Origin of the sequence: Vibrio azureus, assembly GCF_002849855.1 — a bacterium.
GTDB lineage: Bacteria > Pseudomonadota > Gammaproteobacteria > Enterobacterales > Vibrionaceae > Vibrio > Vibrio azureus.
The window spans coordinates 737,030-755,443 of the sequence record NZ_CP018617.1 but is presented as its reverse complement, the minus strand read 5'-3'; the positions used below and the strand labels follow the sequence as shown (position 1 = coordinate 755,443).

Below are 18,414 nucleotides of genomic sequence, written 5' to 3'. Positions count from 1 at the left end.
AGGTTTAAATTTATTCATCACGTTGACAGAAAGTCTTAAAGCTTGGTGAAATCGTTATATTTCTCTGCGCTCAAGTTTATCTACTTGCGAATGGCTGCATTTATCGAAATTGATGATAACAATCATGCGAATACTAGACGCTTTCTGTCCACTGATTTTCAAAATATTGTGCTTAATAATAAATTCACTGTTACAAAAAATGGAGACAAGCTGAACTAACTATTCATGAGTAATTATGATAATTTGTAAAAAGTAATAAATGTTTATTTTTTTAGCTTTATTTTCAAGCTAGTCAGCATAATTTTTCAAGTGATGTGAAGGTGATAAAAATATCTATATGATTATTAGACTTATTTTTGAACATTAAACGACGACCCACTTGTTGTAGGTGATGGGAGACGAAATTGACTAGTGTGAATTTATAATAGGGATTTTTGTACGTATTCGCCCTCTGTCAGGTTGTAGATACCATCTCTCAACTTAATCAGCAAGCATAGTTCTAGCTCGTTTGGGGCTGATATTCAGTCTGCGTTTTGAGTATCCCAAAGCAAATCTGAATAAGTTTCCTCATTGCCGCTCCAAGCGCTTGCATTTTGGTTTTACCTGCTGCCAGCAACCTTCGTTTCTGCTCTTTAATATCAGGGTTGTGGGTGCTAGCACTTACCGCCGCCAAGAACAATTTAGCACGAACTCTTGATGGGCCAACCTTACTCAAGGTAGTCCTACCTTTGAGGTTTCCCGATTCATTTAGTCTAGGGATGGGCCCAACAAAAGCTGCGGCCTGCTTTGCACTAGAAAACTGTTTAGCACTGAATAAGTAAACAAGTTCGCGAGACATGACCTTACCAACACCAACGATGCTTTGTAATAGTTGATGATTTTTATTCATGGTAGGGTCTGATCTAATTGCTAGATCAATCTCTTCCTCAATCGAGGCTATTTCTTCGTCGATTAAGCTAATGACGCGCTTTATCGAGCATATCACTCGCTCATGAGCATCACTGATTTCACTAGCTTCCAAACGGTTTGATTCTCTCAGTCTATCCTTTTCTAAAGCACTCAGGCGACGAGATAATGATTTGATATTCCTTACGTTTAGGCTATCTGGTGTCCACAGATGAGCTCGGCTTCCCTGTGCATCACCATACAAAGCCAGCATATATGAATCCGATTTATCGGTCTTATGTATAAGGCCCAATGATTGAGAGAACTTTTTTGCTTTGCCGGGGTTAGATATAAACACCAAAAAACCAGCCATATGTAAGTAAAAAGCTATTGGCTCATGATAGACACCAGTCGCCTCCATAGTGATTAAGATATCTTCTGCTTTACACTTTGCTGTTTTTAGCAACCAAGAGTTCAAGTCAGAATGAGCCTCTTTATCGTTCTTAAACTTACGATATCGTTGTCCGCTCTTGGTTTGATTGTTAAGTACACAAACATCTAGACTTCCCTTACTTACATCAATGCCAACATTTATACTCATATCAACGACTCCACTTGTACATTCAGCATCATTAGCTACCGAGCTATGCGCTTGGATACCATCCAGTATTTGAGTAAGTAAAATCAGGGGATAATCTACAGAACAATGTCTAGCATTATGTGGTCAAGCATCCTCACTGATTTTAGAGCTTGGTGATAGCTAATCATCCAAAATCTCAACATACAAGTGGTCAACTAAAATTGGCCACGGTTTTAGAGTTTTCCCAATATAATCGTTCTGACTCATTGGGAGTTAGACCACCGTTATACTGATGTGGCCTGAGTTGGCAGTAATATCCAATGATGTAGCGAGTGATTTCTTGTTGAGCCTCTGCAAAGCTACGATAACCCACCGTTGGCACCCATTCCGTTTTCAGACTTCTAAAGAAGCGCTCCATCGGCGCATTATCCCAGCAATTTCCTAAGCGCGATAAACTCTGCTTTATTTGAAAGCGCCACAGTAATTGACGGTATTTACGACTGGTATAGTGACTACCTTGATCGCTGTGGAACATGACACCTTTAGGCTTACACGAGACTCATAAGCCATCGAAAGAGCTTTGCCTAAGAAGTGGCCTCCCAATTTTCGGACATGACTTTAAGTGATTGTTCTGTTTGTATAGTACCTAAAAATACTGGAACAGATTATGACTAGAAAACGTAGAAACCACTCACCCGAATTTAAAGCTAAGGTGGCGCTTGATGCTGCTAGAGGTGATAAAACTGTCGCTGAGTTAGCTCAGAAATACAACCTTCACGCTAACCAAATCTCTACATGGAAAAAAGAGCTGCTCGAAAATGCAGCCATGATTTTTACCTCTGAAAGCCAGTCAGGCAAGGACAGCTCTGAAGAAGTGGATAAACTGCACGCCAAGATTGGTCAATTGACCATGGAAAATGATTTTTTGGCCAAAGTGCTTGGTCGTTAGACCGAGCCCAGCGAAAGAGCTCGCTGGTTAAATCCACCCAATTGCCAATAAAACGCCAGTGTGAGCTTCTCAGTATTGCTCGCTCTACTGCTTACTATCAACCCATAGGACTCTCTGCTGAAGAGATTGAACTACGCCGCATGATTGACGAAATTCACCTTCAGTATCTGTTCATGGGGAGCATACGCATTCGAAATAAGTTGACTAAAAAAGGCCATAACGTTAATCGTAAACGTGTCGTTCGGCTCATACGAGACATGGGCATTGGGGCTATTTACCCCAAGCCTCGAACGACCCTGGCGAACGAAGCACACAAGGTTTATCCCTACCTTTTGCGTGATATCGAAGTCACTTACCCGAACCAAGCTTGGGCGATTGACATCACGTATATCCCGATGGCTAAGGGATTCCTGTATTTAGTCGCCATTATCGACTGGTATAGCCGGAAGGTGCTGTCTTGGCGGCTATCCAACACGATGGACACGAGCTTTTGTATCGAAGCTTTTGAAGACGCGCTTAAACATTATGGGCCGCCAGATATCTTCAACTCAGATCAAGGCAGTCAGTTTACCAGCACCGAATTCACACAGAAGCTACTCGACCATGGAGTCAGGATAAGTATGGATGGGAAAGGACGCTGGGTCGACAATGTTTTCATCGAGCGATTATGGAGAAGCCTGAAATATGAGGAGGTTTACTTAAAAGCTTACACCACGCCCCGAGAAGCAGGGCTTGAAATCGGCCACTACATGGTGTTTTATAATGAGGAGCGTAACCGTCAGGGACTCAATGACCTCACCCCTGATGAAGCCTACCTTGGTAGGCAGAGATACGCTGCATGAGCTGGATCAACCACTTAAGAAGTTAGCTTATGTGTCCAACCATTGGGGTCCACTTCTTTACTGACCATCATCTTCCAACACTCTACCTCATCTTCCAATACCCACTTTCATTGTTCTTGCGTTTTTCAAGGTAATCACCTTCATTTTCTGTTACCAAGTAAGCAGATGTGAGAACGAGACAATTCAAGTCGAGCAAAGTCACTGACTTCTAAGGTTGCTTGGGTATATACTTATGTATAAGTTTATACTTGAGTATATGGAACCTTGTACTTGGGTAAATAGCACCTAACCCACGAAATTTAAATCTTTAGAGGTTATCTTTGCTGCTCGATTTAGTGATTGAAAGCGTCAACTATTTTCAAGATGATTGTCGTAAGCTGTGTCAAAAACATTACCCCACCGTACACAATAAAGGGATGAATGAGCATCACTTAGGCCTCGCGTTTGCACGAAGAATGCAACACACTTTCTCCCACTTTGGTCATCAAAGCGCCATACAGCCAATTGAAATTTCAGCACAACAGGAACTTCCTCATCATTATCGTATCTCATCAGACATAGGCACAGTGTGGGTACTCAGCCACCATATGGTCAGTGCGGGGAAAGCATGTCGTGAGAATTTACTCGAAAGTATCGCTAAATGGCAAAGTGAGTACGCTTATGCATTACAGCCAAATGATTTACTGTTTTTAGTCACTGATCATTGGTTTAATCGGAGTAAAACAAGCCGTGAACTCATACACTGGTGGAAAGGAGAAATGCCCCAACCGTTAAATGATTACATCGAGCAAGGCATTCATTTATACACTTGCCAATCAACCTTGCTTGAATCGCTGGAGCAACGATTTGGCATCAGCCCTTGTTATATAAAATCTGTTCATCCACTCCGCCGTTCTAATAATCAGCAAGAAGTGAGAAAGTACGTTCAGCTTTATGCCGTTTTACAGTGGTAGACTCATTCAAAAGATCATCAATGGTTCTCATTGTATTCATTTATTTTTTTGACGCAGATCCACATTAATTCCTAATAACCCATTGCTATCTTGATATAAGTCTCATGCCAGCATAGATTTATTCTTATAGATAGAATTAGTTTTTACATAAACAAGAAATGTGAACTTAATTGAGCTAGGTTATAAGCTAATGATGAGAGTGCCACAGCTTTTGAGCTGTATTTCAAAGCAAGAAGATGGACAATATATTGCTAAATACAATGACTTGATACTTAAAAGCGTATTTCAACCTATATACAGTCAGAATCTGTCTATTGTTGGTTTGGAAGCACTACTTAGGATAAACAGTCGTAATCAGGGTAATATTACTCCTTCTTACTTTTTCCAGTCGGATAAAATTTCTGAATCTTGTCAAATTAATGTTGAACGGTTAAGTCGACTTATTCATATTCGTAATTTTGGTCAATCTGAATTTAACTCGCACCGATTGTTCCTTAATGTTTTACCCAAAGCCGCGGAATTGCTCGCCAAAGAAAACACCAACAGTCACTTATTATCACAAACTATTTTAGATGCTGGTTTGAAACATGAACAAATCGTCATGGAACTGCTCGAACTTGATGCGAGTGATGAAAGCTTTCTTTACAAGGCCACCAGAAAACTCAGTGAATATGGCTACCAGATCGCTATTGATGATTATGGCATCAATGCCTCTACGCGTGAACGTGTTAAATACGTTAAACCAAACATTATTAAAATAGATCGCTCTTTGCTAGTTCAGTATGAAGCTGGCGATTCTAGCGGCCTTTTAGGTGCTCTATCACTGGCTGAAGAAATGCGCTCTAAGACAGTGATCGAGGGTATTGAAACGAAACAACAACTTAATTTAATGCAAAGGCTTGGCTTTGATATGTACCAAGGTTATTACCTTGCCATGCCAGAGCCTTTGAAAAGCAAACAGATTACCCAAGCAATATAATTACTTGGGTGGTACAATTTTTCATACTGATTGAGAGGCCTCAACGCTCAGTTATAACTAAATACTCGGATCTTAGTTACTTTCGTGCTTTACCTCTGTTCTTATGAATCGCTAACTTCGCTTTCAGCTTGCGTTTTTCTGCTGAGCGACTTGACCGTCTTGGGGGAGTATTGTGTTTTTCGTTTACCACATCCTCTTTTGCACTAGGCTCAAATCCTGCCAACCACTCTTGAGGCAAGCGTTTATCCAACAAACGCTCAATTGCATGCAACAAGTATTCTTCATCGTGACTCATTAAAGAAATGGCACGACCTTTTTTGCCCGCTCGCCCTGTGCGGCCAATACGATGAACATAATCTTCAGCTTTGAAGGGCATATCAAAGTTAACCACTTGCTCTAATTCTTGTATATCAAGCCCACGAGCGGCTACATCCGTTGCAATTAATGCACGCACCTTTCCTTGTTTAAATTCATCTAATGCACGTTGTCTTGCGCCTTGAGATTTATCACCATTGATCGACACTGCCTTAATGCCATCAAGCTTTAACTCTTTGGCAAGATTATCGCTGCCCTGCTTGGTTTTTGTGAAGACTAATACTTGCTGCCAATTCCTTGAACCAATGAGATAAGCCAATAATTCACTCTTACGATTTTTGTCTACCGGATAAACCATTTGTTCCACTGTTTCTGCCGTAGTGTTCGCAGGTGAAACTTCTACTTCCACCGGTTGATCCATCAATTTATAAGCGATCGTTTTAATGCGTTGCTCGAACGTGGCAGAAAATAGCATAACCTGTTTGGTTTCAGGTAATCGACGAAAAATACGTTGTAAGTCTGGCCAGAAGCCCATATCCAGCATACGGTCGGCCTCATCCAACACCAAAATGCCTGTGTTAGATAGGCTAACATGACCGTTGAATAAATGATCAAGTAAGCGCCCCGGAGTCGCGATAAGAACATCAACGCCTTGTTGTAAATGACGTTTTTGTACTCCCATGCTTGTCCCACCATAAACGCACACAATCTTTACCTCAGTTTGCTCTGCATAACGATTCAAATTATCGAAAACCTGTTGTGCAAGCTCACGAGTAGGCACCAAAATTAGGGCTTGAGGCATATCGGATGACTCATTTTTCTGAACCATTTGCAAAATCGGCAGGCCAAAAGCGGCAGTTTTTCCAGTACCAGTCTGAGCAGCGGCAAGGATATTTTTTCCTGCGAGGATGTGCGGGATAGACTTTTCTTGAATTGGCGTTGGCGAAACAAAATTTAGACAACTCAGCGTATCCACCAGCGGTGCCTTGATACCAAGATCAGTGAAATTAATGGACATGGTAAACCTCATTCTTTTGGGGCGCAGAGTCTAACATAAAGCTTACGTTACGTCAGTGTCTTCAAGATAGCACACAACTCATATACCAAAGTCTCAGGTGTGGTATACCCAAGACGCTGTATTCAGCGACACGACCAAGCGCTGAACCAAGTATCTTGAGATCATTAGAGTATAAACATGATATGAATCGAAATAAGTTTTTTAATATAAGCAAACCATATGTATTGATTTCACTTTGAACTATTCTAGGATTAATCCATAATTATTTTGTTGGTAAGATATGAGCAAAGTTGACCAAACTGATACACTCCTCTCTCTACATTGCCCACTTTGTCAGTTTGATGAATATTTTATTTCTGCTGATGGTGAAAAGTTCTCATGTGCTTCCTGTGGCTTTCACACCGAGCAGTTTTCTCTTATTCGATGCCTACACCACACGCCATTACTGCAAACCAAATTCCATTACATACACAGCTTAAGCAATGTATGCCACTGAGCTTGAACTCCAACTGCCTTGCGAGTTCAGTCACCTTGGAGCCTAATAGCGAGTGACAACTCGCAGAAGTCGTCCCTTTATGTTGCTTGGGTATAAGTGTTAGTTAAATAAAAATGTTACTTGGGTATAAATAATCGATCTTTGATTGTTATTGCCGAGATTGCTCTTGTTCTTTCAGCAACCGATGAGTGACTTCATCTAAATGCTGAACACGAATGACACGATGATCGTCAACCAAATTAACAGCAGCGCCGTTGTATAACTGGATAGTAGTGATTCCTGCGTTTAGTCCCGCTTCAACACCTTTGGGTGTATCATCAATGTAAAGACATTCATCAGGAAGAAAACCCATGTTCATTGCACTGTACATCAAAAGATCTGGGTCTGGTTTCCAACTGTTCGTCTCAAAAGCAGAAAATACTTTACCGTCAAATACATCAAATAGGCCTGTTAGTTTCAAAGCATGTTCTATTTTATCTTTTGGCCCGTTTGAGGCGACACAATATTCAATATGATATTCATCTAAAAAACGAATTAACCGCTCTGCACCATCCATCGGCTTTAAATGGCGAACAAACAGCGTATGTAACTCCTCTCGGTATTGAGGTTCGAGAAGATCAATGGAGACGTTGATGCCGGCAAGTTCCATTGCTTCATTGAGAATATCTGCTAATTTTCCGCCTTTAAAATGTTCAATACACTCTTGGTGGCTCATTTGGGCCCCATGGCGACGGAACACATTCACCAATGCTTGGCAACACAAGCGTTCACTGTCGATTAATGTGCCATCACAATCAAATATGATGCACTTAGTAGGACTCATTGACATACTTCCCCTCCTTGGAAGTAATAACTTGGCAAAGCCCCTCTAGCCCTACAAGTAATGAGCGTAACAGCTAATTTAAGTTTACGTTCTAAAAACCATCCGTTAGCCAAGAGGAGTCGCGTATAAACCGTATCCCCAAATAGCTAATTCAAAAATCACTAAACTCGATCTATGAATGCGTCACCTTGAAGTTACATGGCTATGATAGATGAGTGATAAAGTCTTATAGTGATAAACATAACAGTTCATGATAATTGTGAATTTATGGGGTATGAATATCAAAGCGGGATCACTGAATGTGTTAACTTTCGCTTGGTAAACGCCTAGTTAATTTCATCCGGATATAAAGCGCGCTCTTCAATAAAGTCATGTAGATTGTCGAGCATCAATTGGCACAAAACCGGATCGAAGTGTGTTCCTTTTTTATCTTTAAAAATGGAGCTCACGTCTTCCATACTCCAAGACGCTTTGTAAGAGCGCTTACTTAACAAGGCATCGAAAACATCCGCTATTGCTACAATCCTTGCGAAGATATGAATCTCTTCCCCTTTAAGCCCATTAGGATATCCGTCACCGTCCCAACGTTCATGGTGTTGATGCGCGACTGTTGCCGCCAATTGAATAAGCTCGCTATCATGTCCACTTAACAGCTCGTATCCCTTCACTGTATGTGACTTCATGATTTCCCATTCCTGCTCATTCAGGGGGCCAGGCTTATCAAGAATGGCTTCAGGGACCGCAATTTTTCCCACATCATGCATCGGACTCACCACTTCAATTAACTCGATTTCACGATGACTGAGACCAAATAGCTGTGCCAGTTTGACTGAAATCTTAGCCACTCTTTTTACATGTTGGCCAGTTTCCCCTGAACGACATTCTATGGCCTCACCAAGTACATGTATCATCTCTTTCTGTACATTCAGCGTTCGTCCCTGTAACGCCACAATCCGTCTGTTCTTATTATCGATAACCTTTCTCTGACGTAGCGCGATAAATTGGCTTAATACGATAAGACAAAGCAAAATGATAATGGTAATGGTAATAGGGCTGATCTGAATGATTGGCGGCGGTAAGTTGAGAATACGAGCTGATTCAGGGACATCATTGAGGTCAATATTGTATTTCTGTAACGCAGCGTAATCGAGCTGCACTTCTTCTTTGTTATTGGTAGATTTGTTATTGTCAGCGTGTGGGGTTTCAGATAGCCCAAGCATAGTAGCCAGCATACTTCCTGCTTCAAAACCAAACTCCTTAGGCAAGTTCACCAATCCACCAACAATCCCTGGCTCCTGCAGATACATATTCCACAACACGAAAACAGGTGCGTGGCTGTTCTTACCGATGACGTGACCGACTTCGTGGTAAGAATGATAAATACCCTCTTCACGTTCCGTATTAAAATGAGTTAAGAGCACAGCATCTTTGGCGCTTATTTTTGCCAGCTTTTGTGCTGTCTCTTTGAGTGAACCTTCTCTTATAGGCACGAGTTCGATATTCGGGTACTTGCTCATTTCTTGCTTAACCCGATCATAAATCAGTTGGGAAGTCACACTATGATCAGCAAGATAATATAAACGACGCATTTCAGGGCGAAGCTGCCCAATCAGTTGCAAGTTTTCTTTAATGCGATCACGCTCGTAAAAAATGACCCCATTTCTATCGATGCCTTCCAAGGTGGCTTTTGCATCATTAATCCCTACTGCAACGATAGGAGTAGACAACGGATGTTGATTTAAAACAAAGCGATTAAAAAAGTGGAGCGCGGTATCGTCGGAAAGGATAATGCCGTCAAAGTGGTAACCATCGTATTTATATTTCAGGTACTTAGCCATCTTAGCTAAATAGTCGTCGGTATACGTTCTTTTGGCGTCCAAATATTCTATTGAATACAGAATTTCGCTGTTTGGTTGAGATAATCCTAGCTCTATCCCTTGCTGAATGTCGTTGGTCCACGGATAAGAGGGATCATATGAGTGGATAACAAGTACCCTTTTTAGATCCCAATCAGGCGGTACTGCTTTCGCTGATGATCCCATTAGAAAGCAGACAACCATTATGATTTGAAGCAAACTTCTAATCATCATTCATCCAAGTAGCATTAAGATAGTATGTATATTAAACGTAAGGTATTCATGTAAAATCGACAAAGATCAACTTTCTAAAATAACCGTTTTATTTAGCTTTTTATTGCTGGTTATTTTGCGTATCAAGTCACCAACAAACTGCGATAAAGGTAAGTTATTGGTCGTAATAACATCTGATATCAATAGGGTTTCTTCATCTTGACATATCATGGCTGCACCAACAGGTTCACCCTCTTTAAAACCAACATATAAGTCGATGTCTGAGGTCAAAATAATTTGAGACAAGTACTCGACGATCAGCTCTTGTTCACGCGTCTCTACCCAGTGATGAGATTGCAAGATCGCATACATAACAGTCAAACGATGAAAATCAACCCGAAAGATATCATCAACGCTGAGGATCAATTCCTGTTTAGCAAGCAAATCAGGGTCTACTTCTTGATAGGTCAGTTGCTCTAATCGCTGAAAGTAAAGTTTGCGCCCTTCTAAACTCTCCTTAGTTGGAAACTCTACTTCGACTAAGTCATGCAACCAGCGGTTTTTACGGTCAATACAATCGAGCTGTTTTGTGTTCATTTTATTACCTTAGGGCTAATACTTGCTCTTGATGTCATCGCTAAAGGCTGCACAGTTACAGTCAACTGCTGCTTGTGAAATTTGGCCACTTTAACGACAAACAACGCAATACCTTAGCATGAAGCCTATTACAAACCTAGTTAAAGTCCTGACATTGCGCTAGATTTTGTTGAGGAGAGTTTTTTGTCTTACTCAACTACATCTGATAAATTGTTACAATTCAAACGTCTGATACCGATAACCATGTCACTTTAAGAAACTTGATTATTGTGAATATGATTAAAATCAGCCATAAAAAGGATATATAATGAAAAAATATTTGGTCGCGCTAGGGTTAATCTCCGTTTTAACAGGCTGTAGTGACAACGAGGTGGGCGACGTCAGTTTGGGGTTATTTACATTAAAAGACATCAAAATTGATCACATGCGAGACGATATCGTTCCTGGTGTGACTTGCCACATTGCATCAGTTGAAGCAAACCTAAGTTTTTCCGACCCTAGTGATAGCTCTATTTCCTGCCGCCAAACGGGTGAAATCACGCCTGAGATGATCGCTAAAATCGATAAAAGTAAATCAGGTGAAGTGGTGTTTAAGCAGTCTAAAAGTATTTTCTTTAAGACGATGAAAGTAAGACGTATCTATGATCCAACTACTCAAAGCTTGCTTTACTTATCTTATACCACCAAAGAAACAGAAGGCAGTTTCAAGCATAGCCTTTCAACAGTTCCACTTTGGGGAACAAAAGCATACGTGCAACCAACCGCGGCAACTTCAAACTGAGATAATTCAAACTAAGTAACTGATTACTGAAAAAGCTGAGCCTGATAAAGAGGTTAACAGGCTCATCGAGCTTAGGTATTCACAATGTGTTTTTTTAGTATTGATAAAATCAACATAAATTGATGAAAAAATCGACACGCAAGTTCTATCTGCTCGGCTGTGTGAAGAAAATCCAATGATCTTATAATTTTGTGTGCTACAATCCGGCCTCTTTTTTTCTCACTCAAGAACAAGCATGAAGTTTCCTGGTCAGCGCAAATCTAAACACTACTTCCCGACTCACGCACGAGATCCGTTAGACAGTCACGTTCATCAAACCCAAAAACTGTACCGCCCTACTATCGTTGGAGTTGGTCAAACCATCGTGGATATTGAAGCTCGTGTAGACGACGCGTTTTTGGAAAAATATAACCTAAGCAAAGGTCACTCGCTGGTTCTTGAAGAGAGTAAAGCAGATGCACTTTACGAAGAATTGGTCGAACAAGGCTTGATTAGCCATCAATACCCTGGTGATACCATCGGCAACACCTTACACAATTACTCTGTGCTGGCTGACAGTAAGTCGGTCTTATTAGGTGTGATGTCTAAGAACATTCAGGTCGGATCTTTTGCTTACCGTTACCTGTGCCGCACATCTTCACGTACGAATCTTAACCACTTGCAAACAGTGGATGGTCCTATCGGTCGCTGTTACACCTTGATTACTCAAGATGGTGAACGTACCTTCGCGATTAACGAAGGCCATATGAACCAACTTCTTCCAGAGAGTATTCCTGAAGAGGTGTTCGAAAAGGCGTCTGCTTTAGTTGTTTCTTCTTACCTCATGCGTGGCAAGAAAGAAGACCCAATGCCACAAGCTGTTCAACGTGCTGTCCAATTTGCGAAAATGCATAACGTCCCTGTTGTTCTGACTTTAGGAACAAAATATGTTATTGAAGGCAATGAAGAATGGTGGCAAGAATACATTCGTGACAACGTCACAATTGTTGCCATGAACGAAGAAGAAGGGGCAGCGCTTACAGGTGAGACTGACCCTCTTGCTGCAGCAAATAAAGCACTGGACTGGGTCGATTTAATTCTTTGCACCGCAGGTCCTGCTGGCCTTTACATGGCAGGTTATACTGAAGACAGCACAAAACGTGAAACCACTCATGATATTCTTCAAGGCTGTATTGAAGATTTCAATAAGTTTGAATTCAGCCGAGCAATGCTGAAGAGTGACTGTAAGAGCCCAATTAAAGTTTACTCTCATATTGGCCCTTATCTAGGTGGCCCACTTGAGATCAAAAACACTAATGGTGCAGGTGATGCCGCATTATCTGCGCTTCTGCACGATATGGCGGCGAATTCGTTCCACCAAAAAGAAGTCCCTAATTCAGAAAAGCACAACGTTAATTGCCTCACTTACTCTTCTCTCTCGCAAATTTGTAAGTACGCTAACCGTGTGAGCTATGAAGTGTTGACTCAGCACTCTCCTCGTTTATCTCGTGCCCTTCCAGAGCGTGAAGATAGCCTTGAAGAAACCTACTGGGACCGCTAAATCAGTTCATAGAGTACAAAATCTTGCTGTACAAAAGTTTGGATATAAAAAGGTCATCACTTGATGGCCTTTATACCAATTTATCTTCAAAATTCATGATTCTTTGATAGAATCTGCAGTCATTCACAACTTATTTAATACCTTCAGGACATTTCTCTTCAATATAATACATACTTTCCAAAGACTTAACTTGCGCGTCCATCAGTTTGATGCCTGCCTTACCCCATGTTTGTTGACCTACTTTTGGAGCCTTTATGTTATCTGATATCGATATTTGCCGTAACACTTCCTTATCCGTCATTGATACCATCGCCACTCATGTAGGCTTGCTTCCAGAAGAATATGATTCCTATGGTAAATACAAAACAAAAGTAAAACTTGACTGCCTTAAGCGTATAGAAACACGCCAAACAGGAAAACTTGTTTTGGTTACCGCCATCACGCCAACGCCATTAGGGGAAGGTAAAACGGTGACAACCATTGGTCTCTCTCAGGGACTATCCAAGATCAACCAATCGGTCATCGCATGCATTCGTCAACCTTCAATGGGCCCGGTGTTTGGTGTTAAAGGTGGCGCTGCTGGTGGTGGATATTCACAAGTGGCCCCAATGGAAGAACTCAACCTTCATTTAACGGGTGATATTCATGCGGTCACTGCTGCTCATAACCTTGCTTCTGCAGCATTAGATGCTCGCCTCTATCACGAGCAACGCGAGGGTTATGAAGCCTTTGAGCAAAGAACAGGGCTGACAGCATTAAAAATTGATATTAACCGTATTGCTTGGAAACGAGTGATGGATCATAACGATCGTGCACTCCGCATGGTTACCGTTGGTCAAAATGACGTTGGTAAAACCATCAATGGATTCGAGCGCTCGGATGGGTTTGATATTTCTGCTGCCTCAGAGCTTATGGCTATCCTTGCTTTAGCTGATGACCTTGCCGATCTTCGCCAGCGTATTGGCAAAATTGTTCTTGCTTATGATCTTGATGGCCAACCTATCACGGCAGAAGACTTACAGGTCGCTGGTGCCATGACGGTAACACTCAAAGAAGCGATCAACCCGACTCTAATGCAAACTCTTGAAGGTGTACCAACGCTTATTCATGCTGGCCCCTTCGCCAATATTGCTCATGGTAACTCTTCCATTATTGCCGATAAAATTGGGCTTAAGCTGGCTGACTTTGTCGTTACAGAAGCTGGGTTTGGCTCAGACATGGGTTTCGAAAAAGCCTGTAATATTAAAGCGGCTGCGGCTAACAAAGCACCAGATTGTGTCGTTGTCGTTGCCACTCTTCGCGGCTTAAAGGCAAATTCAGGTCACTATGACTTGCGCCCTGGCATGGCCATTCCTGATACTATCTTTAATCCAGATACTAAAGCGCTTAAAGCAGGCTTCGAAAACCTGAAATGGCACATCAACAATGTTCACAAGTATGGCTTACCTGCAATTGTAGCGATAAACCAGTTCCCACAAGATAGCGCTGAAGAACTCGCCGAACTAAAGCGCTTGATACACAAACAATTTCCGAATGTAAAAGTCGCCATCAGTACCGCGTTCAGTGACGGTGGGCAAGGTGCAACAGAATTGGCTCAACATGTCGTCAGTACCTGTGAACAATCAGCCGCTTTCAGGCCACTCTACCAACGTGAGCAGACATTGAAAGAGAAAATTATGTCAGTGTGTGAAGTCGGTTATGGGGCTGCTAATGTCGAACTCAGCCCAACAGCTCAGCAGCAACTGGCTCAATTTGAGCAGCTTGGATTTGACCACCTTGCCGTATGTGTAGCGAAAACCCCTCTTTCCATTACACCAGATTCGGCTATAAAAGGCGCACCAAGCCACTTTACCGTACCGATTAGAGAACTGCGTTTATGCGCAGGTGCTGGATTTATTTATGCATTATCAGGTAATGTAATGACCATGCCTGGACTTCCTGATAAGCCAGCGTTTATGAAGTTAGATCTTGATGACCAAGGCAAAATCATTGGTATTGACTAATTTTTTGACTAATAAACTGTCACCGAGTAAACAAAAACGCGCGACCGAAATCGCGCGTTTTTATTTTCTAAGCTTTTCGTTTAAACGATACGTTTCAAACAGGTCGCTTCAAACTCATCGGATTAAACTGTACGTTTACGCTAAATATGACGTTTAACGTTATATCTTAGGTTAACACTAGATCCTCGGTTAACACTAAATCCTCGGTTAACACTAAACATTACAAACCGTTCCCCAGCTCCCATCACTACCTGGCTCCGATGCTGTCCACCAATTGGCTTGATACACTACACCATTATGAATCACTTTATCCCCTTGGTTAGCATGGCTTGGGTTACCCGCCCAGTCCTTTTGAGGAAAATCAGGGTATGTCACCAAACCAGAGGTATCACAAGTGCCAGGATCTGTTCCATCACCGCCACCATTTCCTGAATTTAAGTCACCCGTTGGTAAGTCTGGTTGTTCAAATTTAAAGGCGAACGATTTGCCACCAGAGATCACAGCATAATTAGCTGGGCCTGATATTGGTAGGTAGTACACCATATCCAGTTCATAAGAGCCACCAGCAGGAAGCGCTTTCCATGCGGGTAGAGAGAACGACACGCGATGCATCACCCCATCCAAGCCGCCGATATTGTTTGGACGTGTATGACCTGAGGCAATCACACTTAGGCCACCTCCTGACTGATCTTTTGCGTTATCAGGCGCCGAAACAGGAATATCAAACTGGAACTCCGTACCGCCTGCAATATCTTGACCGGTATTGTTAGTAAAGGTGATGGTTGGGTTGATTGGGTAGTTCTGATCGCCAACTTTAAAACCACCGACACTGACTGCAATATCGACCGCTTCTGTGGGTATAGCTCCTGCAGCGACGGTATTACCATATGGCGTTGCCGCTTTAAACTTGTCATAAATCGCCTTGGTCATGGTATTCCCCATATGGTATTCACCATTACCCGCCGCACACGCTTGTTCAGTCGTGTCGATAGCGGTACGCTGACCATTCGCATCAAGCACATAACAGTTGTAGTCACCTGCAAGTTCCCAGAACATGATGCCGCCAATTTCTTTGTCAATCACGTAATCGGCTTTTACTTCAATCGAGGCTTTATCTTCCGTTGAAATAAACACACTCTTTTCCGCATTCCATAACCAAGGAGCAACGGCGACATCATCATAGTAGCGGGTATATGAACCAACAAATTTGTCTGAAGGATCATTCACCGGGTCAAGGCCATAAGCATCAGCATAAGATCCCCAAATCCCTTTTTCTAGGTTTTTAGCGTGCCACATAGGGTTAGAACCTGCACCCATTTCCCTGCCTTGTGGATCTAAATCATGCCACATGTTATCGATACCAATAGCACCATGCCCACAGTTGTTTTTCTCTCCTTCGCCCGTACCTGGAGCACATTCAGATTGGTTAGGTAACGCCGCACGTCCCCACAGACCGTTATCGCCTCCCGTGACGCCTTGCCAACCACGGGTGTAATACGGTACACCAATGTTGATACGTCCTGCAGGCATCGAGCCTCGGAAGTAATGGTAAGCCCAGTCAGTATTCAGATACCCGATCCCGCCATATGCAGCCGTATCGTAGACATTCCACTGCGCCAATTCAGAGTCTTTACCAGTATCATACAGAGCCGCATTGTGCCCAACATGATCATTCCATGCCCCATGCAAGTCATAAGACATGATATTGACGTAATCGAGATACTGCGTGACATCAAAAGTTTCCATGCCTCTTAGCAAGTAACCTGAAGATGGTGCCGCAATGGTCAACATATAGTGGATACCATCTTGGGCTGAAGCGGCATCCAATTTTTCACGCAATACTTTCATCAACTCTTGGTAAGAAGCCCACAAATAAGGACGACGTGGCTCCATAAAGTCTTTGTCGTAAGGGTTACCAGCCCCCGCCATCGATGTTGGATACTCATAATCAATGTCTAATCCATCGAACTTATAGGTACGCATCATTTCGACGGCCGAAGCGGCAAATTTTTCGATGCCAGCATGGTTGATGGAACCGTCAGAGTTAGTGGTCATAGTATAGAAGCCACCATCTGCGACTCGCCTGCCGTCTGGGCCAAAGTGACCGCCCGTCTCTGCCCAGCCACCAATAGAAATCAATGTCTTAACATCGTGCTTTTGTTTGTAGGTGGCCAGTGCACCGAAATGACCTTTAAATCCTAAGGCAGGATCCACCTCCACGCCTGGCCATGTTTTACCTGTTGCTGGGTTATCTGGGTCAGTCACATCACCAACATTCACTTTGCCATCAGAACCAATGCTGACAAACGCATAGTTGATATGAGTTAATTGTTCCCAAGGAATATCTTTGACCAAATAAGTAGATTGAGGATCACCGCTACTTCGCCAACTAGTGAAATAGCCAATCACGCGTCGAGGATGGTCGGCCCCCATTAACTCACGTCCTTCCTCATCGTAGATACTACAGTACGGAATATCAAGGCCTGCAGTTTGATATAAGCCATCAGGACGACAGTTGGATGTTACGGCTCCGCCATTAATTGCCAGCACAGCAATAGAGGAGTCCGCACTTGCCCCAGCATCATCCGTTGCTTTGGCATAGATCGATAAAGAGCCCGCCCTCTCTGGTGTAAGCTCTAGTGTATAAGGTGCCGCTGTTGCCGTGCCGACCAATACACCTGCAGCAAAAAACTCAACTTTAGCTACTGAGCCATCAGCATCGGTTGCATTCGCCGTCAACGTAACACTTTGACCAAGTTCAACAGCTGAGCTAGACAGTAAAACGTCAACGGATGGAATTTGATTACCCGGTTGGTCTGACGCAACCGTCACACTCACAGCGCTCACAGCACTGGCTGCATTTTTGTTGTCGTAAGCTTTCGAAGCAAGCTCATATGTCCCTTCTGTCGCAGTCCAATTGACAGAATAAGGGGCTGATGTCGCAGTACCAATCAAGGTACCATTAACAAAAAATTCGACCTTATCAATGCTTCCATCGCTGTCTGATGCTTCTGCGGTCAATGCAACAACATCCCCAATTTGAATGGGAGTAGATGAGGAAGGTGAAGTCAGAGCAACGGTAGGCAATTCATTGGCTGGTGGGGTGACTGGGTCAGCTTCACAAGCACCGAGATTTTCCCACTCTCCCCAATCACCTGAATTTGCGGGGTTATTGTTTTGGGTCCAGTGTCTTGCTTTATAAGCATTGTTATCATGTTGAACTTGATCACCGCCGTTATAGACCTTCGCCGAGTCCCAGACTTCTAATGGTGTACAATCGACAGCCGCATAACTATTAAATGCTAATAAGCATGATGCCGTTAACGTACTAAGCGTAAAGATACCATTACTGGCTTTCTTGCTCCCTAACTTCATAACTTTGTTCCTTAAGTGATTTACCTGATCCGTCCTGATGTGTTTTTTGATTTACACACCAACTTTCGCTACAACGTAAAATAACTTAAGACCAACAAATGAATAACACACGATTAACTTGCCATTTTTTAGTAACAGGTCTCACAATTAGCTTACAAAAATGCAACAATGATCCGCTTATTTTGCGCCAATAAATACTTTAGCCAGTA

Annotated in this window: 13 protein-coding genes and 1 pseudogene; 7 read left to right on the top strand and 7 right to left on the bottom strand. The window is 42.5% G+C overall.

The features are described 5' to 3' along the window. Positions 1 to 499 precede the first annotated feature (499 nt). Both BS333_RS17030 and BS333_RS17025 read right to left on the bottom strand, forming a co-directional pair. Positions 500 to 1,486, bottom strand: a complete 987-nt coding sequence (locus BS333_RS17030; RefSeq protein WP_021711687.1) for an IS110 family RNA-guided transposase — start codon at positions 1,484 to 1,486, stop codon at positions 500 to 502. 190 nt (positions 1,487 to 1,676) lie between these two features. Next, a pseudogene (locus BS333_RS17025) lies at positions 1,677 to 2,047 on the bottom strand (integrase core domain-containing protein); the annotation flags it as partial. Positions 2,048 to 2,132: 85 nt separating this feature from the next. Between BS333_RS17025 and BS333_RS17020 the strand changes: the two are divergent. From BS333_RS17020 to BS333_RS17010, 3 genes are all read left to right on the top strand, one after another. After that, positions 2,133 to 3,256 (top strand): IS3 family transposase gene (locus tag BS333_RS17020; protein WP_101903941.1). Its coding sequence is split into 2 segments (ribosomal slippage): positions 2,133 to 2,385 and positions 2,385 to 3,256, totalling 1,125 coding nucleotides; the frame shifts between segments, so codons are not numbered across the junction. Between the two features lie 320 nt (positions 3,257 to 3,576). Beyond that, the gene (locus BS333_RS17015) at positions 3,577 to 4,209 is read left to right on the top strand and encodes a hypothetical protein (protein ID WP_021710661.1); all 633 of its coding nucleotides are present in this window, start codon (positions 3,577 to 3,579) and stop codon (positions 4,207 to 4,209) included. Positions 4,210 to 4,399: 190 nt separating this feature from the next. After that, positions 4,400 to 5,188: an EAL domain-containing protein gene (locus BS333_RS17010; protein ID WP_033004115.1), complete on the top strand. Its 789-nt coding sequence runs from the start codon at positions 4,400 to 4,402 to the stop codon at positions 5,186 to 5,188. A 76-nt stretch (positions 5,189 to 5,264) separates the two neighbouring features. Here BS333_RS17010 and BS333_RS17005 read toward each other — a convergent pair whose 3' ends face one another. After that, entirely contained in the window at positions 5,265 to 6,521 is a 1,257-nt protein-coding gene (locus BS333_RS17005) for a DEAD/DEAH box helicase (RefSeq protein ID WP_021710659.1), read from the bottom strand. A gap of 280 nt (positions 6,522 to 6,801) precedes the next feature. On the opposite strand from BS333_RS17005, the gene BS333_RS22555 reads away from it, so the two are divergent. Continuing rightward, the gene (locus BS333_RS22555) at positions 6,802 to 7,017 is read left to right on the top strand and encodes a hypothetical protein (protein WP_021710658.1); all 216 of its coding nucleotides are present in this window, start codon (positions 6,802 to 6,804) and stop codon (positions 7,015 to 7,017) included. A 148-nt stretch (positions 7,018 to 7,165) separates the two neighbouring features. Here BS333_RS22555 and BS333_RS16995 read toward each other — a convergent pair whose 3' ends face one another. The 3 genes from BS333_RS16995 to BS333_RS16985 form a co-directional block, all read right to left on the bottom strand. Beyond that, positions 7,166 to 7,846: an HAD-IA family hydrolase gene (locus tag BS333_RS16995; protein ID WP_021710657.1), complete on the bottom strand. Its 681-nt coding sequence runs from the start codon at positions 7,844 to 7,846 to the stop codon at positions 7,166 to 7,168. A 320-nt stretch (positions 7,847 to 8,166) separates the two neighbouring features. Beyond that, positions 8,167 to 9,927, bottom strand: coding sequence for an HD domain-containing phosphohydrolase (locus BS333_RS16990; protein ID WP_081638536.1), 1,761 nt, complete (start codon positions 9,925 to 9,927; stop codon positions 8,167 to 8,169). Between the two features lie 69 nt (positions 9,928 to 9,996). Further along, the gene (locus tag BS333_RS16985) at positions 9,997 to 10,506 is read right to left on the bottom strand and encodes a hypothetical protein (RefSeq protein ID WP_021710655.1); all 510 of its coding nucleotides are present in this window, start codon (positions 10,504 to 10,506) and stop codon (positions 9,997 to 9,999) included. A gap of 307 nt (positions 10,507 to 10,813) precedes the next feature. Between BS333_RS16985 and BS333_RS16980 the strand changes: the two genes are divergently transcribed. The 3 genes from BS333_RS16980 to BS333_RS16970 all read left to right on the top strand — a co-directional run bounded on the left by BS333_RS16980 (position 10,814) and on the right by BS333_RS16970 (position 14,830). Beyond that, positions 10,814 to 11,287: a CreA family protein gene (locus BS333_RS16980; protein WP_021710654.1), complete on the top strand. Its 474-nt coding sequence runs from the start codon at positions 10,814 to 10,816 to the stop codon at positions 11,285 to 11,287. A gap of 235 nt (positions 11,288 to 11,522) precedes the next feature. Continuing rightward, on the top strand, positions 11,523 to 12,827 hold the full coding sequence (locus tag BS333_RS16975) for an inosine/guanosine kinase (protein ID WP_021710653.1): 1,305 nt from the start codon (positions 11,523 to 11,525) through the stop codon (positions 12,825 to 12,827). 254 nt (positions 12,828 to 13,081) lie between these two features. Beyond that, the gene (locus tag BS333_RS16970; protein WP_021710651.1) at positions 13,082 to 14,830 is read left to right on the top strand and encodes a formate--tetrahydrofolate ligase; all 1,749 of its coding nucleotides are present in this window, start codon (positions 13,082 to 13,084) and stop codon (positions 14,828 to 14,830) included. A 213-nt stretch (positions 14,831 to 15,043) separates the two neighbouring features. Here BS333_RS16970 and BS333_RS16965 read toward each other — a convergent pair whose 3' ends face one another. Then, positions 15,044 to 18,205, bottom strand: coding sequence for a chitinase C-terminal domain-containing protein (locus tag BS333_RS16965; protein ID WP_021710650.1), 3,162 nt, complete (start codon positions 18,203 to 18,205; stop codon positions 15,044 to 15,046). Positions 18,206 to 18,414 lie beyond the last annotated feature (209 nt).